Genomic DNA, 23987 nt, shown 5'->3' with positions numbered 1-23987 from the left:
CGGGGGGTGCGCTCATTCGGGATCGCCGAAGCCGGGGCGGGCGGCGATGGGGGGCATGCGGCGCAGGGCCGCGATGTCGGGCACCGGGCGGCACAGGTCCGGCGTGGCGGCGAAGGCGGATTCGATCGCGGCGGCGACCCGCAGCAGCATTGCGTCGCCGCCGCGCGGCCCGACGATCTGCAGGCCGAAGGGCATGCCGCGCGCATCGGTGCCGACGGGGATGCTGATGGCGGGATGGCCGGACAGCGTGACCATGTAGGCCAGCGCCAGCCAGTGGAAATAGCTGCGGGTCGGCGCGCCGTCGATCTCGGTCGGGTAGAGTTCGGTCCAGGGACGGGGACTGACGGTGACGGCCGGGCTGACCAGGATGTCGTAGCGGGTGAAGAACGCCTGGTAGGCGCGGTAGATCCTGGTCTGGACGGTCGCGGCGCGGGCATGGTCCTGGAGCGTGTAGGACAGGGCCTCTTGGACATTCGCGCGGATGTTCGGGCCGAGCTGATCGTAATGGTCGCGATAGCGCGCGCCGTGGGCGGCGAGGAACATGGCGCCGCGCAGCACGGCGAAGGCGTCGTCGGCACCCGTGCAGTCGGGCGATGCCAGGTCCGCCGCGCCGAACAGGGCCGCGATGGCGGGCAGCTTGTCGCGAAAGGCCCGGCGGACGATCGATTCCGTGGGGGCCGTGCCGAAATCCTCGGTCGCGGCGAGGCGCAGGCCGGCGAGGTCGATCGGGGCGAGCGGCGTATAGGCGCCGGCCCCGCCGCGGACCGCGCGGCCGGGCAGCGTGTAGGCCAGCGGGTCGTAGGCCTGGTCGCCGGCCATGGTGCCGAGCAGCAGGGCGGTGTCGGCCACGGTACGCGCCATCGGGCCGTCGACCGGCAGGCAGGACCAGCCATGCGGCCGCGTTTCGCTGGGCACCAGGCCGGCCGAGGGGCGCATGCCCACGATGCCGTTATAGGCAGCCGGGTTGCGCAGGCTGCCGCCCGTGTCGGAGCCGGTGCACAGGGTGGCCATGCCGCAGGCCAGCGCCACGCCGGAGCCGCCGGAGGACCCCGCGGCGTTCAGGGCGGGGTCGAACGGATTGCCGGTGGCGCCATAGACCGGATTGCGCGTGTTGCCGCCGGCGGCCCATTCCGGCGTGTTGGTCTTGTGCATGATGACGGCGCCGGCCGCGCGCAGCCGGGCCACCAGCGCCTGGTCGGCGGCGGGGACGTGGTCGCGGAACAGGGGACTGCCGAAGGTGGTGCGCAGGCCGGCGGTGACGTGGGTGTCTTTGACCCCCAGCGGCAGGCCGCAGAGCGCGCCGTCGGGTTCGCCGCGATGCCAGGCGGCCTCGGCCCGGCGGGCGGCGGCGCGGGCGGCGGCGCGGTCCTCGGCCACTACGGCGTTGACGGCCGGATTGACCTGGTCGGTCCGTACCAGGCAGGCATCGAGCGCTTCGACCGGCGAGGCCCGGCGGGTGCGGAACAGATGCAGCAGGTCCAGGGCGGTCGCGTCACAGAGTTCCATCGATATCACTCCGCTAGGGGCAAGGCGGACGGGAAGCGCCCGCAGGCGGCATTGAAGACGAGCGCCAGCGCCCCGGCGCCCACCAGGCTGAGAAACACCAGCGGATAGCTGTGAAAGGCGCCCAGCAGGGCGCCGATGACCGGCGGGGCGACGAAGCCGGCGAACTGGCCGCCGAAATTGATCAGCCCGAAGCCCGATCCGGCGCGATCGGCGGACAGCATGCGCGCGGGCAGGGAGAGGATGGCGGCGAAGACGAGGGATTTGAAGAAATACAGGCAGGTTTCCGCCGCCACGACGCCGTTCACGCCGGGGGCGTGCGCCATGGCCAGCAAGGCCGCGCAGGACAATATGATGTTGGCCGACATGAAATGATGTTCGCGGTCGCGGAACCAGCGCGCCATGATCCACCCGCCGGAAGCCGCCGCCAGGGTCGCCGCGACATAGGGCAGCGTCAGGAGCACGCCCGCCGCTTTGAGCGACACGCCCCGTTCATGCAGCAGGTAAGTGGGCATCCAGCTTTCCAGCGCCTTGTTGATGAAGCTGACCAGGAACCACACCCCCATCAGCCGCCGGATGCCCCGCACCCGCAGCACGTCGGCGAACATGCGGCCGGATGCGGGGGCACGCGGGGCGGATCGCCGCGCGCGGCCCGGGGCCAGCACCAGATAGGCCGCAGCACAGGCGAGGCCCGCGATGCTCATGACCAGGAAGGGCCGGCGCCAGCCGCCCCAGGCCAGCAGCGGCAGCAGCAGGACGGGGGCGACGAGGTAGCCGAAATAGTTGGAGGACATCAGCGCCGAGGGCGCCTTGTCCCGGGCGGCGGCGGGGAACACGTCGTAGAGGGCCTTGATGCTGGCGGCGGGAAAGATCCCCTCGCCCATGCCGAAGAGCAGCCGCACGAGCAGGAGCGCCGAGGCCGTCGCGACCAGTCCAGTGCCGAGCGTGAACAGCGACCAGAGGACCAGTCCGGCCAGGACGACGGGTTTCGACCCGAAGCGGTCGGCCAGCCATCCGCCGGGTATCTGCATGCAGGAATAGCCCAGATAGAACACGCCCAGCACGAACCCCTGCCGCGTGGGCGACATGTGAATGTCGTGCAGCATGGCGGGGACGGACAGGGTCATTGCCGCGCGGTCGAGATAGGACACGCACCAGCCGAGATAGAGCAGGGCGAAGACCGCGTATTTCGGCTGGACGGACATGGCGCGGCCTATTTCGGCAGGGCGGCGCCGGCCGCCGGTGCCCGGCGCCCGGGCGGGACCGCCAGGCACAGCACCACGCCGCCGAGGGCCACGACCAGGCTCATGCAGGCCAGCCCGCCATCGAGGCTGCCGGTGAGGCGGGCGAGCTGGCCGATGATCATCGGGCTGAGGAAGCCGCCGAGCAGGCCGAGCGAATTGATCAGCGCGTAGCCGCCGGCGGCGCCAGGGCCCTTGAGGCGGTCCGACGGCACGGACAGGAAGATCACGTAGGCGGCGTAGAGCGCCGCCGCGGTGGCCGAGAGGGCGGCCAGCGCCCCCCACAGATGATGGCCGGCGGCGATGACCAGCAGCAAGCCGGCCGCGCCGGCGAAGGCCGGGATCGCGCTGTGCCAGCGGCGTTCCCGCGCCCGGTCGGAGCGGCGCCCCCACAGCAGGATGCCGCCGGTCGCCACCAGATAGGGCATGGCCGAGAGCAGCCCGACCCGCAGGTCGGACTGCACGCCGGCGCGGCGGATGATCGCGGGCAGCCAGAAATTGATCGTGTACAGGCCGCAGATCAGGCAGAAATAGGCCAGCGCCAGGACATGGACCGCACGGTCGCGCAGCACGGCGCGAAAGCCGGCATGCGAGGCGCCGGCCGTGGCGGCGCGCGCGGTGAGCACCGCCCGTTCGGCCGGGGACAGCCAGCGCGCGTCGGCCGGCCGGTCGCACAGCACGGCCAGCACGACGATGCCCATGAGCACGGACGGCAGGCCCTCGAGCACGAACATCCAGCGCCAGCCGTCCAGGCCGCCGACATGGTCCATGGCCTGGAGCAGGAAGCCGGAGAGCGGCCCCGAGATTGCGCCCGAAAGCGGGCCGGCGGTCTGCTGGACGGAGACCACCGTCGCCATGCGGTCGCGCGGGTACCAGAGCGTGAGGTAATACATGCAGGCCGGGGCGAAGCCGGCTTCGAACACGCCCAGCAGGAAGCGCATGACGTAGAAGCCGTACCGGTCGTGGAGCAGGCCCATGGCGGCCGAGGCGAGGCCCCACAGGACCATGATGCGGAAGAATGTCCGGCGCGCGCCGACCCTGGGCAGCAGCAGGTTGGAGGGGATTTCGAAGAGCACGTAGCCGATGAAGAAAATGCCGGCCGCGACGCCGTAATCGGCGGTGGACAGGCCGATCCGCTGTGCGATCTGGTGCTGGGCGAAGCCGATATTCATCCGGTCGATGCAATCGAGCAGGTAGGCGATCGCCAGCACGGCGACCACGCGCCGGTCGACCTGGCGATAGAGCCGGTCGAGGGCGCCGCCTTGTGCCGCGCGGCACGCCGCGTCGTGCGGCACCGTGTCCTGCGTCATCGTGTCTTGCGTCATCGTCATGATCGGGTCCCCACGATGCCGGGCAGCGGATACATGTCGGGCCGCCGGTGCCGCGCGAGGCGATCCGGGTCGCAGGCGGCGGCGAGGATGATGACGCGGCTCATGCCGCCGGACGGGGCCGTGACAGGAGGGGCGTTGCGGCATATCCAGGCCAGCGGGGCATGACGCGCGACGCGGCCGCGCGGCCGGCGGAACAGGGACGGAAAGCGGGCGGCGCCCGGTCCGGTCGGGAGAGGACGGAAAAAGGATCGACGGACATGACGAAGCCCTTGCCCCAGCGGCTGCACGGCCATACTGCGCCGCATCCACCCGCCCCGTGTCAAGGACGTAATGAAAAATCATTTTCATATTGAAATTGGAATGATGGTTATGTTTCACTTCTCCTGCGTTCGGTGAGAGGCACATGAACGACGACTCAGATGTTTCGATCGGGGCCCGGATCATGAAGATTCATGACGCGCTGACGGCCGGTGAACAGCGCCTGGCATCGGTGATTCTGGAACTGGACGGGAATTTCTCGGGATTTACCGCCAGCGAGCTTGCGGCGCGGGCCAATGTGTCGAACCCGACTGCGGCGCGCTTCTTCCGTCGCCTGGGATATGAGAATTACCAGCAGGCCCGCACCCATGCCCGCGACCAGGCGTCGCTGGGGTCGCCGCTGGTGGCGTTGCAGCGCCGCCACCGGATCGGCGACGTCGATTACGACCTGGGGCGGTATGCCGAACATGAAATCCTGAATCTGCGCCGGACGATGGCCGAGATTTCCGGCGAGACGCTGCATGCGGCGGTACAGATGCTGCGGGAGGCGCGGAAGATCCGCATCGTGGCCTTTCGCAATTCGGTGCTGATCGCGCTGTATCTGCGGGCGCAATTGTCGCTGCTGCACGACAATGTGCAGGTCCTGCCGCAGCTTGGCATGGCGATGGGCGAGGATGTCGCGACGATGGGGGCGGAGGACCTGCTGGTCGTCGTGGGCATGCGGCGCCGGCCGCCGGTGCTGACGCAGCTTATGCGCGCGGCCCTGGAACGGAACGCCAAGGTCCTGCAACTGACGCATATCGGCGCGCCGGCCAGCCCCAACCCGTCCGTCCTGACGCTGCGCTGCGTCGTGGATGGCGCGGGGATTTTCGACAGCTATTCGACGGCGCTGTGCGTCGCGAACTGCCTGGTGTCGCTGCTGGAGCAATCCATGGGACCGGGCGTGGCCGAGCGGCTGGCGAATATCGAGGCGCTGCGGAAGGATATCGATGGAATCGGATGATATCCGGACCGTGGCGCGGCGGCATGTGAAGCGTCCATAGACACGCGGTCCGATCCAAGACCCTGAGAATCGGGACCCTGAGAATTGGAGCCCTGAGAACCGGCCCCCGGCCGCCGCATGTCTTATTTTGTTACGATATAATAACATTCTATCGGAGACGGACCCATCGGGCGTGCCAGCCATCCAGCGCCATGAGAAATATACCGGAGAGAGAATATGAGATCAGGTCGAGCCGGATTATTGACGGTGCTGTCCGTGACGACGGCACTGGCCTGCCTGCCGATCGGGGGGGAGATGGTGCCGGGGGCCCTGGCCGCGACGGCCGACGGCAGGAGGCCCATCCATAAGCCCGGCCATCATCGGCGCCCGGCGGCGGACGGCGGGGCGGTCGCGGTGGCGCAGGCCCCGGTCCGCCCGGCGCGGCGCCGCGCGGCGGCGGCCAGTCCGGAAGCGATCGACGTGGTCGCCCATGCCAGCCGGTTCGGTTTCGACGCGCAGCAGCACCAGGCGGGATCGACGACGATGCTGAGCGAGGAGGCGCTGATCTCGCACCATGTCAACACTGTCATGGATCTGCAGAAACTGGTGCCGAACCTGACGATCCAGACGGAAAGCGGATCGAACGCGCCGTCATTCTATCTGCGCGGGATCGGGCTGGAGGATTATACCCAGAACAACATGCCGTCGGTCATGACCTATTTCGACGGCGTGGCCTATCCGCTGTCGCCGATGAGCAGCGGGCAGATGTTCGACATCGCCACTGTCGGCGTCGATCCCGGGCCGGTGGGCTTTACCCACGGGATGGCCGATACGGGCGGCGAAGTGCGGATCGAAAGCCGTGCGCCGACCAGGACGCTGCATTACGGTGCGTCGGAGGATCTGGCGACGCGGGACAGGAGCAAGACCACGCTTTATGTCTCGGGCCCGATCACCAACAGCTTGCAATATCGCCTTGCCGGCCAGACCGTGCAGGGCGGCGCCTATCGGTTCAACCGCGTCACCGGACAATCGATCGGCAATGCCAATTTGGGGGCGCTGCGCGGCCGGCTGGCCTGGCAGCCCGACGCGAAGACCGACATCGACCTGATTGCGAACTGGTCGATGGACGAATCCGACGCCACCGCCGGGTTTATCCTGGATGATTTCAGCGCGGTCAGCCACATGCCGCGCGACCGGAACATCTATGCCACGGGATGGAGCCTGAATCCCGCCTTTGCCAAGCTGGTGGGCATCGCGCCGAATTCGATCCCGTCCTATGACGACGTGACGTGGGGGATTACCCTGAAGGCGGCGCGCGACCTGGGCTGGGCCACGCTGCAGACGATCGGCAATTTCAGCCAGCAGCAGCGGCATGAATATGTCGATCGCGATGCGTCGGCCTTTCGGTCCGGGGACAGTTTCTTTGCCGGCAACAGCAACGTCTTTTCGCAGGAGGTCAGCCTGAAAGGGCGGCCGGTGCTGGACGGGCGGCTGGAGTGGATTGCGGGTCTGTACTATAACCGGGCGCGCGCCTTCGGGGCGAACTGGTTCGACATGAGCGATACCGCGGGCTATATCCGCGACAGTTTCCACAACCAGCCGCAGGAGAATTTCAGCCAGTTCGCGACGCTGGATTATCACATCACCCATACGGTCAAATTCACCTTCGGGCTGCAGCACCAGTCGGATACGCGCAGCCTGGTCGGCGATACGGTCGCGCAATATTATTATCTGCCCTCGGCGACCAAGAGGGCGCATTGCGGCGCCGATCCAGCGCCCTGCGCCAGCGCCAATCCGTTTCCGACCCATGGCGCGCTGACCAACCAGTTTTCCGGCAAGGTGGGCCTGTCCTGGCAGGCCCGGCCGAACCTGCTGCTGTATGCCGATATAGCGCGCGGCGTGAAGCCCGGGGGCTTTACCACCAACACGACGGTCGCGAACGTGCAGATCCAGCCTTTCAAGCCCGAATGGGTGCTGGCCTATGAAGTCGGATTCAAGAGCGATTTCTTTCGCCGGCGGCTGCGCCTGAACGGCGCGCTGTTCTGGGACGACTACCACGACAAGCAGATGCTGGGCACCCTGGTGATTCCGGGCGCGCTGGGGGCCTATAACCCCGAGGGGGCGCCGGGGACGTACGGGTCCTATATCAATATTCCGCATGCGCAGTTGTGGGGCACGGAATTCCAGATCGAGGCCAATCCGGTCCGCGGCCTGACCCTGTCGCAGAGCATCGGCTATCTGCGCGGCAAATACACCGATTACCAGCAGGTGAATTCGGCCGCCGTGGCGGCGAACTTTACCAGGACCGGTTTCTACAGCCCGGTCTATACCAATTATGACGGCGCCGACATGGGCATGCCCAAGCTGACGCTGAACGGGCAGGTGTCGTACGAGACGCGGCCGGTGTTCCGCCGCTATACGCTGACCTTCGAGGGGAATTATTCCTATCGCGACCTGCAGGACAGCCTGCAGCCGCGCGGAAGCGGCGTCTATGTCGTGCCGGCCTATTTCCTGATGGGCGGCAGCATCACCCTCAGGCCGCGGAACGGGCGCTGGTTCGTCACCGCCTATGCGTCGAACATCCTGAACCGGCATTATATCGACGTCGTGCCGGTGGCGGCGACCACCGTGCTGATGGGGATTTCCGGCGAGCCCCGCTTTGTCGGCGGGCGGTTCGGGTGTGATTTCTGATGGGTGGGGTATTTCTTCTTTTTCTGAAGAAAAAGAAGCAAAAAGACTTTTATTCGTTAAGGGATTTTGTGCCGGGCGCATGCCGCAGTCCCTTAACGTCCAAAAGTTTTTTGGTTCTTTTTTTCAAAAAAGAACGAGAATCCATGGGGCATAATCATCATGCGGTGCGCGAGGGGGATGCATGTACGACCTGATCATCCGGGGGGGACGGCTGATCGACCCCGAGACGCGGCTGGATGCGATCGGCGACGTTGCGATCCGCAATGGCGCGATCATGCGGGTGGGGGGCGTCACGGGGTCCGCCCTGCGCGAGATCGACGCCACGGGGCTGGTCGTGGCGCCCGGATTCATCGATATCCATGCCCATGGGCAATCGGTTCCGGCGGACCGGATGCAGGCGTTCGACGGCGTGACGACCACGCTGGAATGCGAGGTCGGCAGCCTGCCGGTGGCGGGCTGGTACGACGCGCAGGAAAGCAGCGGCCGCGTGCTGAATTACGGCGTGTCGGTCGGCTGGGTCTTCGCGCGTATCGCGGCGATGACCGGACGGACGCTGGAGCCGTCGCTGAGCTTCATGGGACGCTGCATGGACGATCCGCGCTGGGTCGAGACCGTGGCCGGCGATGCGGAGCTGGAGGACATCCTGTCGCGCGTGCGGCAGGGGCTGGATGAGGGCGGCGTGGGGATCGGCATCCCGAATGCCTATGTCCCCGGCGCGGGGGTGAAGGAGATTTCGCGGATCTGCAGCCTGGCGGCCGAGTACGACGTGCCGACCTATACCCATGTCGCCTATGCGTCGAACATCGATCCGCGCAGTTCGATCGAGGCCTATACGCGGCTGATCGGCTATGCCGGGTCGACCGGCGCGCGCATGCATATCTGCCATTTCAACAGTACCAGCCTGATGGATGTCGAACGCGCGGCGGACCTGGTGCGCACCGCGCAAGCGCAGGGGCTGAAGGTGACGGTGGAGGCCTATCCGTACGGGGTGGCGTCGACGGTGATCGGCGCGCCGTTCTTCGCCGATCCGGCCTTTCCCGAGCGGACCGGCCGCGGCTATGACGCGCTGCAGCGGCTGGATGACGGGCGGCGGATCGGCAGCCGCGCCGAATTGCTGCAGGCGCGGGCCGAGCGGCCCGAGAACCTGGTGCTGTGGCATTTCCTGGATGTCGAGGGCGATGCGCGGCATCGGGACCTGCTGGACGTGTCGGTGCTGTATCCGGGCGGGATCATCGCATCGGACGCCATGCCCTGGACCCTGCCCGACGGCACGGTCTATGGCGGCGATGCGTGGCCCCTGCCCGCCGATGCGGTGTCGCACCCGCGTTCGTCGGGCACGTTCGCCCGGTTCCTGCGCGTCTATATGCGCGAGCGCGGCATGCTGTCGCTGATGGAGGCCATGGCCAAATGTTCGTGGCTGCCGGCCAGCATCGTCGCGCCCGCCGCCCCCGCAATGCGGCGCAAGGGACGGTTGCAGGAAGGGTGCGATGCCGATCTGTGCGTCTTCGATGACCGGACGATCGGCGACCGGGCCGATTTCGCGGCGTTGAACCGGCCGTCGGAGGGCGTGCGCCATCTGCTGGTCAATGGCCAGCCGGTGATCGACGATGGGACGCTGCGGCGCGATGCCGCCCCCGGACGGCCCGTCCGGGGGCGGCGGCATTAGCGCGCCGGGAGGTGCCGCCATGGCGGTTCCGGTCGTGGTGGTGGGCGGCTTTCTGGGGGCGGGAAAGACCAGCCTGATCAACCGCATCGTCAACCGGTGCGCGCCGCTGCGCCTGTCGGTGCTGGTGAATGATTTCGGGGCGCTGGCCATCGATTCCGACCTGATCGAACAGGCCGGCGAGCGGATCGTCACGCTGAAGAACGGGTGCGTCTGCTGTTCGCTGCAGGGCGACCTGCTGGCGTCGATCCGGATGGTGCTGTCGCGGCCGGACCCGCCGGATGCCGTGCTGGTCGAATGCAGCGGCGTGTCGCGGATCGGCGCGGTGCGCGATGCGCTGCTGGACCCGGTGATCTGGCAAGCCGCGGCGCTGGAGGCCGTGGTCTGCGTCGCGGATGCCGCCGACATGGCCGCCGACATGGCCGCCGACGGGGGCTATTTCGACGATCCGCTGCGCGCCGCGTCGATCCGCGATGCGGACCTGGTGGTGCTGTCGAAGACGGACCTGCTGTCCGGCGCCGTGTTGGAGCGGGTCCTGGCGGCGCTGCATGCCCGCAAGCGGGCGGACCTGATCCTGCGCCCGGCCGACGCGGCGGACCTGCCGGGGCTGCTGCTGGCGGCCGCGCCGGGCCATGCGCGCGCGACGGTGCCACGCCAGGGGGCGCGGTTTCGGGCCGAGGATGGCGCGGATGCGTCGTCGCTGTTCGCCTCGGTCAGTTGGCGGAGCGCGCGGGCCCTGGATTTCGGGACGTTCCAGGCGGCGATCCAGCGCCATGCGGCCACGATCCTGCGGGCCAAGGGGATCTTGCGCCTGCATGGGCGGGAGGCGGCGCCCCTGCTGTTCCAGATGGTGGGCCAGCGGGTAACGGTCGGGCCGGCCCCGGCGCGCGCGGCCGGCGCGGACGGCACGCGCCTGGTCTTCATCGGCCGCCGGGGCCGCATCGACTGCGCCGCCATCGCGGCGGACATGGATGGCTGCGTGCCGCCCGGGACCACGGGAGAGGCATGACGGGAGAGAGACATGAAGATCTTCATTGCCACATTGGGGACGGAAACCAATACGTTCTCGCCGATCGTCACGGGGCGGGGTGCCTTCATGGGCGCGCGGGAATGGCACCGGACCGGGGGCAGCCTGGCCACCGCGACGCCGGCCACCCTGCCGCTGCGGACCTGGCGGGAGATGGCGGCGGCCGGGGGGCACGAGGTCGTCGAGAGCATCTGCAGCTTCGCCCAGCCCGGGGGCCGTACGCCGGCATCGGTCCATGAAGAGCTGCGCGACCTGGTCGTCGGCGACCTGAAGGCGGCGCTGCCGGTCGATATCGTGCTGCTGTCGATGCATGGCGCGATGGTGGCCGTGGGATACGACGATTGCGAGGGCGACGTGCTGGCCCATGTGCGGGCTGCGGCCGGGCCGGAGGCCGTGGTGGGCACGGTGCTGGACCTGCATTGCCACCTGACGGAGCCGATGCGCGAACAGGCCGACCTGATCGTCACCTACAAGGAATATCCGCACGACGATATCCGGGAGCGTTCGGCCGAGCTGTACTGGCTGGCGGTGCGCACGGCGGCGGGGGCGATCCGGCCGGTCATGGCGTATCACGACTGCCGGATGCTGGGGATCTGGCGCACGCCGCACGGGCCGGTGCGCGCCTTCGTCGATCGCATGACGGCGCTGGAGGGCAAGGACGGCATCCTGTCGGTTTCGTTCGTCCATGGATTTCCCTGGGCCGACGTGCCGGATGTCGGGGCGAAGATGCTGGTGATCGCCGATGGGGACGCGGACCGGGCGGCGGCGCTGGCCCGGACGCTGGGCCGGGAGATCTGGGCCATGCGGGCGGCGAGCGTGCCGTCCGGCCTGACGATGGACGCGGCGCGGGCGCGCATTGCCGCGCGCGCCGCGTCCAGGCCCGCCAGGCCGCTGGTGATCGCCGACGTGTCGGACAATGCGGGCGGGGGCGCGCCGTCGGACAATACGATCATCCTGCGTGACCTGCTGGCGCATGGTGTGACGAACGTGGCGCTGGGCTGCATCTGGGACCCGGCTGCCGTCGCGTTCTGCACCGAAGCGGGCGAAGGCGCGACGTTTCCGCTGCGGCTGGGAGGGAAATGCGGCCCGGCATCGGGCGATCCGATCGACGTGACGGCCCATGTGCGGCGCTGTTCGGACAATCTGGTGCAGACCGGACTGAGCGGCGGCGCGGCCTATATGGGCCGGAGCGCGTGGATTGCGGTGGACGGGATCGACATCGTCGTGACCGCGCGCCGGCAGCAGGTCTTCTCGCCGGACGTGTTCGGCAACATGGGTATTACGCTGGCGGACAAGGATGCCGTCGTCGTGAAATCGGCGCAGCATTTCTACAACGCCTTCGCCGCGATCGCGGACGACGTCGTCTTCGTTCCGGTCGCCGGCTGCGTGGTGCCCGACATGACGGCGCTGCGCCTGCCCCGGGCGCGCGCGCCGCTGTGGCCGCATGTGGCAGACCCGTTTGCCGGGACGGGCTGAGCGGCGCGCCCCGAGGGGGACGAGGGGCAATGGCGGCGGGGTGATGCCGCATGCATTCGTGTTTGCACCGGAATGATGGCTGTGGCCATATCGGGAGCCGGCCTGCGTTGCGCCGCCGCCCGCCGGCAGATCGTCCGAGGAGACCGAAGATGCCTGAGCCGGTTGAAAGGGGCCGTTCCCTGCCCGCCATCATCGCCGCCGCCTGTGTCGGGAATTTTCTCGAATTCTATAATTTCATGGCCTATGCGTTCTTTGCGCCGATGATCGGCCATGCCTTCTTTCCCAACGGGAACCGGTTGATCAGCCTGCTGCTTTCGCTGATGACCTTTGCCGTGGGCTTCGTGCTGCGGCCGCTGGGCGCGGTGGTGATCGGGCGGTATGCGCGCACGCATGGCCAGCGGCCGGCGCTGATGCTGACCTTTGCGATGATGGCCGCGGGGTCGTTCCTGCTGGCGGTGACGCCGTCGACCCGCGTGATCGGCACGCTGGCGCCGGTTGCCGTCATCATTGCCCGGCTGCTGCAGGGGTTTTCCGACGGCGGCGAGGTGGGGCCGGCGACCGCGCTGATCTTCAGCGCCGCGCCGGGGCGGCTGGGCGGGGTGTTCGGCACGCTGCAATACATGACCCAGTTGCTGGGGTCGCTGCTGGCGGTCCTGCTGGGGCTGGTGCTGTCGCTGGTGCTGTCGCACGATGCGCTGTACGCGTGGGGATGGCGGGTGCCGTTCCTGGCCGGGCTGGCGATCCTGCCGGTCGGGCTGGTGCTGCGGCGTTCCGCCGTCGCCCATCAGGCCGCCGCGCCGCCGCCGGCCGGAGCCGTGCCGGGTGAGTCCCCCTCGGGTGAGTTCATGTCGGGCGAGCCGGCATCGCTGTGGCCGGTCATTCCGTTCGTCTTCCTGGCCATCACCAGCATCACGATCAGCACCTATCTGCGGAATTTCGGCGTGAGCTACGCGGTGTCGGTCCTGCATCTGCCGCCCGCGACCGCGATGACGGGCATGGCGGCGGGCCTGGCCGCCGGCGTGGTGGGCATGCTGGCGGGAATTTTCATTGCCATACGCTGGCCGGGGCGGCGGACGCCCTTTATCCTGGTCGGGCTGCTGACCGCCGCCGCCAGCCTGCCGCTGTATTACGACGCGATCCACCGGCCGGGGCTGGCCAGCCAACTGGCGCTGAATATCGGCATGTTCCTGCTGGCCAGCATCATGGCCGTGGGGATCTGGCAGGCGATGCTGGAGGCGCTGGGCCATCGCGGCCGCTCCTTCGCCTTCGGGATCGTCTATGCGCTGGCGGTGTCCAGTTTCGGCGGCCTGACCCAGCCGGTGACCGCCTGGCTGATCGCCCGGACACAGGACCCGATGACGCCGGGCTATGCCATGGCGCTGGTGATTCCGCTGGGGCTGCTTGCCTATCTGCGCCTGCATGCGATCCGGCGCGGGCAACTGGAAGCGCATGCCGCGGTGCCGGGACTGGAGGCGTCCCTGCCCCTGGTGTCGTAGGGGGCGCGGCGCAGGGTGTTCGTTGGGGTGGGGGAAGAATCTTCTTTTTCTGAAGAAAAAGAAGCAAAAAGACTTTTATTCGTTGGGGTTCGTGTTTCAGGCTCCAGCCGTCATCGAACAAGGTGCAATTTAAGCTCGCTGTGGAAATGCCTGAAGTGGTTGTACCGCGACCTGCCGGCACATGGAATTTCAGTGTGGCTTGGAGGAAATTTTGACTGCCGCGATCCCGACACTGGAAACCCGTCGCTTAATCTTGCGTCCACTCGATCTCTCCGATGCCGCGGCGGTGCAGGAGATTTTCCCACGCTGGGAAATCGTGCAGTTCATGTCCACGATCCCATGGCCGTATCCGGCCGATGGCGCGCTGACGTTCATCCGTGACATGGCGCTTCCGGAGATGGAAGAAGGAACGGCGTGGCACTGGTCCATCAGGCCGAATGGCGCGGCGGATCAACTGATCGGCATCATCAGCCTGACGGACGAACCGGACAACAATAGAGGCTTCTGGCTCGCCCCGGAGTGGCAGGGCCGGGGTCTGGCCACAGAGGCCGCCGACGCTGTGACCGACTACTGGTTCGAGACACTCGGAAGGGCGGTGCTCCGGGTGCCAAAGGCGATTGCCAACATTCCCTCTCGGCGCATCTCCGAGAGCGCCGGAATGCGCATCGTCGCCTCGGGCGATCGGGATTTCGTGTCAGGGCGCCTCCCGGTTGAAATCTGGGAAATCACACGGGAAGAATGGCGCTCGCGCCATCGATAGCGTATTCAAACTCTGCGATCCTTTCTCCAACTCTGGAGCGATTGCCGGGGGCTTTTGCGCGCGGATTTCGCAGCCGGGACACTATCCGTTGCGGAACGTGTAGCTGTAGCCGTTCAGCGCGGGGGCGCCGCCGAGATGGGCGTAGAGGATGTTCGCGCCCTTGGGGAAGGTGCCCTTCCGCACCAGGTCGATCAGGCCCTGCATCGATTTGCCTTCGTAGACCGGGTCGGTGATCATGGCTTCGAGCCGGGCGGAGAGGCGGATGGCCTCGATCGTTTCGCGGGAGGGGACGCCGTAGGCGGGGTAGGCGTAGTCCGTGATCAGCGTGATGTCGTCTTCGACGATCGGGCGGGCTTCGACGAGGGCGGCGGTCTTCTGCGCGATGTCGAGGATCTGGGCCCTGGTCTGGGCCGGGGTGAAGGAGGCGTCTATACCGATGACGTTGCGGGCCCGGCCGTCGGCGGCGAAGCCCACCACCATGCCCGCGTGGGTCGAGCCGGTGACGCTGCAGACGATGACATAGTCGAACGTGATGCCCATCTCGGCTTCCTGGGCGCGGACTTCCTCGGCGAAGCCGACATAGCCCAGGCCGCCGAATTTATGGACCGATGCGCCGGCCGGAATGGGATAGGGCTTGCCGCCCCTGGCGCGGACCTCGTCCAACGCGCGCAGCCAACTGTCGCGGATGCCGATATCGAAGCCTTCATCGACCAGTTGCGCCTCGGCGCCCATCAGGCGGGTCAGCAGGATATTGCCCACCCGGTCATAGACCGCGTCGTCATGCGGCACCCAGCTTTCCTGGATCACGTGGCATTTCATGCCGATCTTGGCCGCGACCGCCGCGACCAGGCGGGTGTGGTTGGATTGCACCCCGCCAATGGAGACCAGCGTGTCGGCACCCGAGGCGATCGCGTCGGGGACGATATATTCCAGCTTGCGCAGCTTGTTGCCGCCGAAGGCGAGCCCGGAATTGCAGTCCTCGCGCTTGGCATAGATCTGGACGTCGCCACCGAGATATTCGGTCAGGCGCGGCAGGTGCTGGATATGGGTGGGACCGAAGGTCAGCGGATAACGGGCGAAGCGGGACAGCATGACGAACCTCGTGCGGTGGAACCGGCATGGAGCCTATCATTCCGATCGCGGTGGGTGCTTTCCAAGTCGGGCTGGATTTTTGGCCTTGCTTTCATGCATGGCGCAAATACGGTATGAGTGTCCGTTATAACGTTGTCTGGTGGAATGATCTTTCATGGCGGATGGGCTGGACAAGATCGATCGCAAGATCCTGCGGCTATTGCAGGCGGATGGGCGGATGGCCAATGCCGACCTTGCCCAGGCCGTGAATGTCAGCGCCGCGACCTGTCACAGGCGCACGCAGAGGCTGGTCGAGGCGGGTTATATCCGCACGGTGCGGGCGGTGCTGGACCCGGACAAGGTGGATCTGGGGGCGCTGGTGGTCGTCGGCGTGGTGCTGGACCGTTCGACGCCGGAAAGTTTCGCGGCGTTCGAGCGGGCGGCGCGGGAGATTCCGGCGATCCTGGATTGCCATCTGGTCGCCGGGGATTTCGATTATTTCCTGAAGATCCGGGTGCGTGACATGGCGGATTTCAACCGCCTGCACGCTGCGAAACTGATCGCGCTGCCGAGCGTGCGGCAGACGCGCACGTTCTTCGTGATGAAGAACGTGATCGACAACGCGCCGTTCGATATCTAGTGTCCTGATTCCGAAATTCGCAAGCGAATTTTGGAATCGAAAGGACACTAGAATCAATATTTTAGTGGCCTGCTGGCCCGAGAAATTCTCATAAGAATTTCTCGGGCAGGACACTAGAGTATTTCCGTTGAACACCGGTTCAGCGGAAATACTCTATGTTGTTATTTTATCGAGCATCTTCACCCGTTCCAACGATTCTGTTTGGGCTGGATCTGCTCTGGCCCGTCTTAACTTACGGGCAACGTGGGAATTTGGCCGGGCAGGCTGCGCGAGCCTTCGCTGGTTTTCGGATGAGGTGCTGGCTGCTGCGACCATGTCTTTCCCTTCGAAGGTGCACATATTTGGAAGGCTGTGATAAAATTAAATTTTAGAAAACATCGCCTTGGTGAACCTCTTGGCCTTTGATAGCGTAATTTCCACTGGATTACCTTCTTTTTCAAAGGCCGATTGAATGAATTTGCAAATATATGCCGATACGAGAACGTCAATTTTGGCCATTTTTGGAATATTTTTTTCCATCATTCCATTTTGTGCACATGCCCAAAACCAAACGGTGGGAAATATGAGTGTGTACAATGGATCATCTAGTGCCGTAACAATACAAATCGTTAGCTCATCATCGACATTTTCTCCTCAAATTACGAACTCTACCATAGAAAACGGACAAACGCTCATGGCCGTATCGGGAACGGGTCAACCCCAGACGAGTGTCGATATTGTTATCACAGCCATGTCGTCGACAAACCTCGGTTACGGGTGTTCATTCGAGGCTAAATTTTCATACCTATACAGCATAGCACCATTTGATTATTACTATCCTAATTATTATGCATATCCAATATATCCTTCCAATTCGACAACAATACCCCAATGCGCGGCAGAGGCATCGGGGCCTGTTGAAGCAGCATCATATTTCGATCCTTTATTTTCCATAAAATCATTATAAAAATTCGATAGATCGCACTTGTGAGGATATCGCAATCATGACAAACATCACGACCACAAATCTTTCGTGGTCCGGTTCATGGACACAAATACCGGCCGGGTCGGACCAAGATGGCGGGGTTGGGAATTATAATAAAAGATATTATACTGAAGACTCTTCCGAAACGACCATGAAGGCTGACGGCGATTCGATCGATTTGTCGAACGAAGCGCAACAGGCATTGGATTATGCCGGGAACAACGACGACGATGGTTTGAATACCATAGCAAAAATTTTCGATGCGGCCGCTGCCGTCATCAACAGTTCATCCAGCAGCGACGAAGAAAAAATTGCCGCCTATGGAGCCGCCCATACTCTTGAACAGGAATCCGATTTTTCTCTCGACGAGACGGATCTGCTCAATCCAAACTCATACAGTTCCAGACTGATCGGGTTGGAGCAGAATTTTGTTGACAGCATTGCCAACAGCACGATCGCAAACGAAGCAGAGCAGGCAGCCACCAGTTCTCTACCGCCCGATGCATCGGACCTGCAAACGGCTCTGTATGAAATCAACAAAAATAATGTAATTGCAAATCTGGCAAGCGTGGACGGCACGTCTTCCCTTTCCATAAACATCACGGAAACCACGACACAAACTACCGCGGGTTCTGAAACAAATTATGCGTTCTCTTACGATTTGACGGCCTCTCCACGGGCCGGCGAATGGGTCAGCAGTTCTCTTGTCGATCCACAAAGCGCGTTCGATGGCGAGCGGCCCGATGCTATCTATGCTGCCAAAGAAACCAGCATGGGATGGACCCCCACATCGACGGGTTCAACGGCATCTGCCGTCACGGAATCCGCATCCACGACCGACCTGATAACGCCGCCCAGTGGCGAAAACCCTCAAGAGACGCTTGACAAGGAAATCGTCACGGAACTTTTCGGCAGCAATTCGAACGCATACAGCCCTTCCAGCCCTGCCCGCACGGATGGTGCCTCCGGTCACAATGAGGCGAAACCTCCGCCACTGTCGTAACCATGGTCATCGTCCAGACCATCGCCGACCTGATTCCGGCCCGCGCTGAGCGCCCTGGTTTCGACAAGGACGAAACATCCGCCGAAGTTCGACCAAGATATGATCTTTTGAATACCGAAAAAACCTTGATTGTTTGGAGTCCGGTGTGCCCGAACGCACACCGAACTCCATAACTAATAAAAGTCTTTTTGCTTCTTTTTCGGAAGACAAAAGAAGAGTCCTTTTATGCCCCCCGTCACGGGAGGGGCCGGCCGCTGACCGGAGGCTGGGGGCGGGCGACGAGGGTGGTCATTTCGGCTTCGAGCCGGGGGACGTCCACTTTCTGGACCACGATGTTCTTCCGTTCGCCGAGGCCGGGTTCGTAGCCGGGGGTCCAGGACAGGATGTCGCCGTAGCCGGGGCCGAACTGGCTGTTGGCGTCGATGAACAATTCGGTCTTCTTTACGATCAGGGACGGATCGAGCCAGACGAGGGTGGCGATTTCGTCCCATAGCGGGAAGCCGGCGGGACGGGTGCGCAGGGCGTGGGCGACCGGCGTGTCGGCGGCGCCGAGGCGTTTGATGAGGTCGGGCGTGAGTTCGGTGTCGGTCGCGGGGTCGGCGGGGACCATGACGATATGCCGCCAGGGGGCGCGCAGCACGATGCTGGCGGCCTCGGGGTCGAAGCGGATATTGAATTCGCGCCGGGGGGAATTGACGAATTCGCGCGCGAACTGCGCGGCGACGGCATCGGTGCGGGTCTGGCGGGGGTTGAGGCTGCCGCCCATATAGACCAGTTCCTTCGCCAGGCCGGCGAATGCGGGGTCCAGACGCTGGGCGAGCGCGAGGTTGGTGAAGGGGCCGGTTTCGATGATGCTGACCTGGCCCGGATAGCGATGGACCATGCGGATCATGAAATCGGCGGCGCGTTCGGCCGAGGGCTGTTTCACGGGATTGCCGAGCGGCAGGTCGGGCACGACGTCCGGCCCGTGATAGGGCGGCAGGGCCTGGGTGGTCGGTTCGACCCAGTGCTTCATCCAGGCGCCTTTCCAGACCAGCTTGCCGTAGAGGCTTTCCCACCGTTCGGTCAGAGCCTCGGAATTCAGCAGCGGGTCGGTGGCCCCGGGCACGACCGGGATGTCGGGGCGGCCGGCGATTTCGACGCCGCGCAGGGCGTTGGCGGTGGCCTCTTTCTGCCAGACGTCGCCGCTGACGGTGGCGACGCCGAGCACCTGCGTCTCGGGGGCCTTGATGACCAGCCATTGCGCCAGGCTGAATCCGTCATCATCGAGGATCACCTTGCGGGGTTCGGCCCGGGCGGCGCCCGCCGTCGCGGCGAGCAACAGGGCGCCAAGGACGAGCGGGAGGCGGCGGGGGCGGTCGGGCGGCGGTGCGGTCTGGAACATGCTTCGGACTATTCTTTCGTCGTGATTGCGCGCGTCATGGGTGAGCGCGGCATAGTTGCACGCCTGGGCGCGGCGGGCAGAAAATGACGGATACGTAACGGAAAATCCAACACAAAGACGCGCACGGGCTGTTGCCGTTTCGGCGACGGGCCGCGCGCGCCGCCCCAAACCGGCGGCGGGGGTCAGGCCGTCTCGAAGAGCGGGACCTGCCGCATGGCCGGCACGGTGATCAGGCCGCGATCGGTCAGGCGGATATCCGGCACGACGGAGAGCGGGATCAGGTTGAAGCCCATATAGGGCATGCGGCAGCCCAGGGCGCTCCACGCCTGTTTCAGCCGCCGTGTCTGTTCGGCCACCACGGTGGCGCGTTCGTCCGACAGCAGGCCCGCGACGGGCAGCTTCACCAGGGCCTGGACCCGCCCCTGCGCCACCACGACCACGCCGCCGCCCGCGTCGCGGATGGTTTCGACCGCGAGGCGCATGTCCGCCGGGTCGCGGCCGGCGACGATGACGTTGTGCGCGTCGTGCCCCACGCTGCTGGCCACCGCGCCGTCGGTCAGGCCGAACCCCTGGAGCAGCCCGTGCGCCGCGTGGCCGTGCCGGCCGTGGCGTTCCAGCACGGTGACGAAACAGAGATCATGGGCATCGAGATGGGTCCGCCAGTCCGGGGCCGGCGCCAGGTCGATCCGTTCGTGCAGTAGGGCGATGTCGCCGGGCCGGCCGATCCGGATGACGTTGGCGGTGACGGGGTCGCGCGGCAGGGGCGGCGTGAGGTCGGCGAGCGGACCCAGGCGCATCGTCCGGTAGGCCGCCGGGGGATAGCGATAGCGCCCGTGGGAAAGTTGCCGGTCCAGGATGGGCGTGACCTTGCGGTCCTCGACCAGCAGGGCGCCGCCGTACCAGGTGTTGCGGACCTGCCGGTCGTCATCGAGCAGCACGATGTCGGCCCGCCGACCGCCGCCCAGGCCGCCGAATTCGCCATCCATGCCGAAGCGGGTCGCGGGATTGAGCGAACCCATGCTCCAGGCCTGGGCCGGGGGGATGCCGGCGGCGATGGCCTGGCGCACCACCCAGTCCTGGCCGAAGAGGAACAGATCGTCGGCATCGCGGTCGTCGGTGCAGACGCAGACGCGCTTGGGGCTGGCGCCCCATTCGGTCACGGCGCGGATCGCGGCGGGGAGCGAATGCCAGGGCGTGGTCGGCGGGCCGCCGCGCAGGAAGACCCAGATGCCGGCCTCGATCAGGTCGTCGGCGATCTCGCGCGTGACGGCCTCATGCGTGTCGGTGACGCCGGAGGCGGCATAGGCGGCGACGAATTCGCGCCCATAGACATGGCCGCTGACCGGCCGGCCGCGTTTCAGGGCCTCGGCCACCACGGCGTGGCTGCGCGAATCGCCCAGGCAGAGCGGCACGAAATCCATCTTCTCGCCCAGCGCCACGGCCTCGGGCCAATTGTCGAACAGCGCGCCGATCTTGGCGGGGGTGAGGTCGCCGCCCGCGGTTTCGAATGCGGGATCGGTGGCGGGGACGGTGCTGGGCACGGTGAGGAAGATGTTCAGCGGCGCCTGGCGCGCATCCTGCAGCATCCATTCGATGCCGGCCACGTCGGCGACATTGCCGATTTCATGGCTGTCGCAGAAGATCGTGGTGGTGCCGTTGAGCAAGGCGGCCTCGGCATAGGCGCAGGCCGTCATCATGCTGCTTTCGATATGCAGGTGCGGATCGACCAGGCCGGGCGCCAGCAGGCCGCCGCGCGCGTCGTAAAGCTGCGCGGGGGCGGCGGCGAGGCGTCGCCAGCTTCCGGCGGGCTTGACGGCGGCGATGCGGCCGTGGGCGATCCAGATCTCGCGGTCGGACAGGATCCGGTCGGAATAGGTCGACAGGACGCGCGCGCCGGTGATGACCAGGTCGGGCGCCCTGCCGCCGCCGGCGGTCGCGGCCAGGTCGCGGGTGACGGCGTGCAGCGGGGGAACGGTCAGGCGGGTGATCGGCATATCGTTGCTCATGCGGAATCGTAAGCATATTCGCGCGGCGCGGACCAGGGCGCGATCCTGAGATGGCTTGGGAATGGTTCGGGAACGATCCTGGGATGCTCGGGGGATATCGGCGGCCGGCGAACCCATATTATGGGCGATGCACCATATCGTGACGTGCGGTGGAACGAATTGCTGTTGTCGGATCGCCGGACCGGCCCGTACATCTGGAGCCACGCCAGATGCCGGACCGATGCCGAGATCCGATACAGGACTCCGGCGCAAGAATAAAGAATAACGAAAAACCTGGCGACAGGAGAACAAGACGTGCTGACACAAGGCACCGCCATACCGTCCGCGCTGGACGCGGATGAGACGCTTGCGAGTCCCGTGCGATTGCTGATGCCGTACTGGCGGGTGACGATCGCGGCATTTCTGGGCTGGTTTCTGGATGCGTTCGACCAGGTGGCCCTGCTGCTGTGCCTGCCGGACATGGGACGCAGCCTGAATGCCGGCCTGACGGCGATGGGGCTGATCATCACCGCCCAGAGCGTCGGGCGGATTCTCGGCAATACCGGCTGGGGCTGGCTGGCCGACCGCTATGGCCGCAAGCTGACCTTCATGATCGGGGTGATCTGGTTCGCGGTGTTTTCCGGCATGACGGCGCTGGCCTGGAGCTATGCCGCGATGGTGGTGGTGCAGTTCCTGTTCGGCATCGGTTTCGGCGGCGAATGGACCGCGTCGGCCGCGCTGCTGATGGAAAGCGTGCCGCCGCGCGCGCGGTCGCTGGCGTCGTCCATCATGATGGCGGGATATGAGTGCGGGTTCTTTGCCGCGGCCGCGGCGCAGGCGGTCATCCTGCCGCGCTGGGGATGGCGGGGGCTGTTCCTGATCGGGATCGCGCCGGCGCTGCTGGCGATCTTTATCCGCCGCAACGTGGCGGAGAGCCCGGTCTGGCTGAAATTGCAGGCCGCGCGGGCATCTTCCCCGACACGGCATGCCGCGCCGCGGCGCTGGATGTTCCGGCTGGACGGCGCGGCGGTGCAGGCGCTGGTGTTCATGGCGGTGCTGCAGTTCCAGAATGCCGCGCTGTACAGTTTCTATCCGACCTTGCTGCGGACGGTGCGCCACCTGACGCCGGGGCAGGTCTTTCCGCTGATCGCGGCCTATTGCGTGGGGTCGTTGCTGGGCAAGCCGCTGTGCGGCGCGCTGGCCGGCCGGCTGGGCGAACGCGTGGTGTTCGGTGCCTATTTCATCGTGACGATGCTGGTGATCGTGCCGTTCGTCACCGCGCGCACCATGGAGGCGATGCTGGCGAGCGCGTTCGTGGTCGGGGCGTTCGGCAACAGCGTGTTCGCGCTGGTGCCGCATTACCTGTCGCAGCGTTTCGCGTCCGACAGCCGGTCGCTGGGCATGGGCACGAGCTATGCCGTCGCGGCGCTGGGCCAGGGGCTGGCGGGATTCTGGATTCCGTGGTTCAGCGCCACGCATGGCCTGGTCCAGGCCATCGAGAGCAGCGTACTGGTGGGTACCGTGCTGGTGGCCGGGGTGGTGGCCTATCGCCCCCGCCATCTGCCGGGCGCGCGCATGGACGGCGAGTTGGAACGATGACGGGCGGCGATGCGGTGGCGTTCGCGGCGCTGGTGCCGCCCGACAGCCCGGTCGTGCGGCTGGCCGGCGGGATGGCCTGGGCGGAGGGACCGGTGTGGTTCGGCGACGGGCGGTTCCTGCTGTGGAGCGACATCCCGAACAACCGGGTCATGCGCTGGTGCGCGGAGAACGGGGCGGTATCGGTCTTTCGCGCGCCGTCGCATTTCGCCAACGGCCATAGCCGCGACCGGCGGGGGCGGCTGGTGACGTGCGAGCATGAGACGCGGCGGGTGACGCGCACCGAGCATGACGGGACGATCACCGTGCTGGCCGCGCGTGCCGGGGTCGGGGGCGGGCGGCTGAATTCGCCCAACGACGTGGTGTGCGCGTCGGACGGATCGGTCTGGTTCACCGATCCGGATTACGGGTTGCGCAGCGTGTATGAAGGCGGCTGCGGGGCGGCGGCCGAGGCGACGACCAACCTGTACCGCATCGATCCGGCGGGCGGGATTCATCTGGCCTGCGCGGATTTCGCCAATCCCAACGGGCTGTGCTTCTCGCCGGACGAGACGATCCTGTACGTCATCGAGACCGGGGCGGAGCCCAACCGGATCTGGGCCTGCGTGCTGGATGACGGGCGTTGCGCCATCGTCCGCAAATCGGTGCTGGTCACGGCCGGGGACGGAGAACTGGCCGATGGGCTGCGCTGTGACGCGGAGGGGCGTCTGTGGTGCGGCTGGGGCGGCGGAGCGGGGCGGCGTGACGGTCTTTACGCCGGCGGGCGTGCGGCTGGGCCATATTCCGCTGCCGGAGCGATGCGCCAATCTGTGCTTCGGCGGCGTGCGGGGCAATCGCCTGTTCATGGCGGCGACGCATTCGCTGTACGCTCTGCATGTCAATGTGCGGGGCGATCCGGGGCCGGGGCGGTAGGGGT

The 23987-nt window shown here is 66.1% G+C and carries 18 protein-coding genes and 1 pseudogene; 12 read left to right on the top strand and 7 right to left on the bottom strand.

What is annotated here, in order from left to right; translation table 11 throughout:
- Positions 1–12: 12 nt before the first annotated feature.
- The 4 genes from AAC691_RS17785 to AAC691_RS17770 are packed head-to-tail and all read right to left on the bottom strand — an operon-like array spanning position 13 to position 4380.
- Positions 13–1506: an amidase family protein gene (locus AAC691_RS17785; protein WP_342627901.1), complete on the bottom strand. Its 1494-nt coding sequence runs from the start codon at positions 1504–1506 to the stop codon at positions 13–15.
- Positions 1507–1511: 5 nt separating this feature from the next.
- The gene (locus tag AAC691_RS17780) at positions 1512–2708 is read right to left on the bottom strand and encodes an MFS transporter (protein ID WP_342627900.1); all 1197 of its coding nucleotides are present in this window, start codon (positions 2706–2708) and stop codon (positions 1512–1514) included.
- Between the two features lie 8 nt (positions 2709–2716).
- A complete protein-coding gene (locus tag AAC691_RS17775; protein WP_342627899.1) occupies positions 2717–4075 on the bottom strand; it encodes an MFS transporter in 1359 nt (452 codons plus the stop codon).
- Entirely contained in the window at positions 4072–4380 is a 309-nt protein-coding gene (locus tag AAC691_RS17770; protein WP_342627898.1) for a hypothetical protein, read from the bottom strand. Before AAC691_RS17770 ends, AAC691_RS17775 begins: the two co-directional genes overlap by 4 nt.
- Positions 4381–4478: 98 nt before the next feature.
- On the opposite strand from AAC691_RS17770, the gene AAC691_RS17765 reads away from it, so the two are divergent.
- The 7 genes from AAC691_RS17765 (at position 4479) to AAC691_RS17735 (ending at position 14428) form a co-directional block, all read left to right on the top strand.
- Positions 4479–5336, top strand: coding sequence for a MurR/RpiR family transcriptional regulator (locus AAC691_RS17765; protein WP_342627897.1), 858 nt, complete (start codon positions 4479–4481; stop codon positions 5334–5336).
- Between the two features lie 216 nt (positions 5337–5552).
- The gene (locus tag AAC691_RS17760) at positions 5553–8006 is read left to right on the top strand and encodes a TonB-dependent receptor plug domain-containing protein (protein WP_342627896.1); all 2454 of its coding nucleotides are present in this window, start codon (positions 5553–5555) and stop codon (positions 8004–8006) included.
- A gap of 181 nt (positions 8007–8187) precedes the next feature.
- Positions 8188–9672 carry an amidohydrolase family protein gene (locus tag AAC691_RS17755; protein WP_342627895.1) on the top strand — a complete coding sequence of 495 codons (1485 nt, stop codon included), beginning with the start codon at positions 8188–8190 and terminating at the stop codon, positions 9670–9672.
- Positions 9673–9691: 19 nt separating this feature from the next.
- Entirely contained in the window at positions 9692–10678 is a 987-nt protein-coding gene (locus AAC691_RS17750) for a GTP-binding protein (RefSeq protein ID WP_342627894.1), read from the top strand.
- 12 nt (positions 10679–10690) lie between these two features.
- Complete coding sequence (locus tag AAC691_RS17745; protein WP_342627893.1) at positions 10691–12172, top strand: M81 family metallopeptidase; 1482 nt, start codon at positions 10691–10693, stop codon at positions 12170–12172.
- Between the two features lie 149 nt (positions 12173–12321).
- The gene (locus AAC691_RS17740; RefSeq protein ID WP_342627892.1) at positions 12322–13668 is read left to right on the top strand and encodes an MFS transporter; all 1347 of its coding nucleotides are present in this window, start codon (positions 12322–12324) and stop codon (positions 13666–13668) included.
- Between the two features lie 211 nt (positions 13669–13879).
- Positions 13880–14428, top strand: a complete 549-nt coding sequence (locus AAC691_RS17735; RefSeq protein WP_342627891.1) for a GNAT family N-acetyltransferase — start codon at positions 13880–13882, stop codon at positions 14426–14428.
- Between the two features lie 81 nt (positions 14429–14509).
- Here the strand turns inward: AAC691_RS17735 and AAC691_RS17730 are convergent, their stop codons facing one another.
- The gene (locus tag AAC691_RS17730) at positions 14510–15520 is read right to left on the bottom strand and encodes a 1-aminocyclopropane-1-carboxylate deaminase (RefSeq protein WP_342627890.1); all 1011 of its coding nucleotides are present in this window, start codon (positions 15518–15520) and stop codon (positions 14510–14512) included.
- 154 nt (positions 15521–15674) lie between these two features.
- On the opposite strand from AAC691_RS17730, the gene AAC691_RS17725 reads away from it, so the two are divergent.
- Both AAC691_RS17725 and AAC691_RS17720 read left to right on the top strand, forming a co-directional pair.
- Complete coding sequence (locus tag AAC691_RS17725) at positions 15675–16139, top strand: Lrp/AsnC family transcriptional regulator (protein WP_176639720.1); 465 nt, start codon at positions 15675–15677, stop codon at positions 16137–16139.
- 983 nt (positions 16140–17122) lie between these two features.
- Positions 17123–18106 carry a hypothetical protein gene (locus AAC691_RS17720; protein WP_342627889.1) on the top strand — a complete coding sequence of 328 codons (984 nt, stop codon included), beginning with the start codon at positions 17123–17125 and terminating at the stop codon, positions 18104–18106.
- A gap of 235 nt (positions 18107–18341) precedes the next feature.
- Here AAC691_RS17720 and AAC691_RS17715 read toward each other — a convergent pair whose 3' ends face one another.
- Both AAC691_RS17715 and AAC691_RS17710 read right to left on the bottom strand, forming a co-directional pair.
- Complete coding sequence (locus tag AAC691_RS17715; RefSeq protein WP_342627888.1) at positions 18342–19490, bottom strand: nucleoside hydrolase; 1149 nt, start codon at positions 19488–19490, stop codon at positions 18342–18344.
- Between the two features lie 182 nt (positions 19491–19672).
- Positions 19673–21496, bottom strand: a complete 1824-nt coding sequence (locus tag AAC691_RS17710) for an adenine deaminase C-terminal domain-containing protein (protein ID WP_342627887.1) — start codon at positions 21494–21496, stop codon at positions 19673–19675.
- A gap of 294 nt (positions 21497–21790) precedes the next feature.
- Here AAC691_RS17710 and AAC691_RS17705 point away from each other — a divergent pair, with 294 nt between their 5' ends.
- The 3 genes and pseudogenes from AAC691_RS17705 to AAC691_RS22365 all read left to right on the top strand — a co-directional run bounded on the left by AAC691_RS17705 (position 21791) and on the right by AAC691_RS22365 (position 23983).
- On the top strand, positions 21791–23074 hold the full coding sequence (locus AAC691_RS17705; protein WP_342627886.1) for an MFS transporter: 1284 nt from the start codon (positions 21791–21793) through the stop codon (positions 23072–23074).
- Positions 23071–23790, top strand: a pseudogene (locus AAC691_RS22370) (SMP-30/gluconolactonase/LRE family protein); the annotation flags it as partial. The gene AAC691_RS17705 and the pseudogene AAC691_RS22370, both read left to right, overlap by 4 nt.
- A 22-nt stretch (positions 23791–23812) precedes the next feature.
- Entirely contained in the window at positions 23813–23983 is a 171-nt protein-coding gene (locus AAC691_RS22365; protein WP_408906012.1) for a hypothetical protein, read from the top strand.
- The last annotated feature ends 4 nt before the right edge of the window (positions 23984–23987 follow it).

It is taken from the genome of Nguyenibacter vanlangensis (assembly GCF_038719015.1).
GTDB lineage: Bacteria > Pseudomonadota > Alphaproteobacteria > Acetobacterales > Acetobacteraceae > Gluconacetobacter > Gluconacetobacter vanlangensis.
Note: the sequence above shows the minus strand (reverse complement) of the source record. Positions and strands in the feature narration are given on the sequence as shown.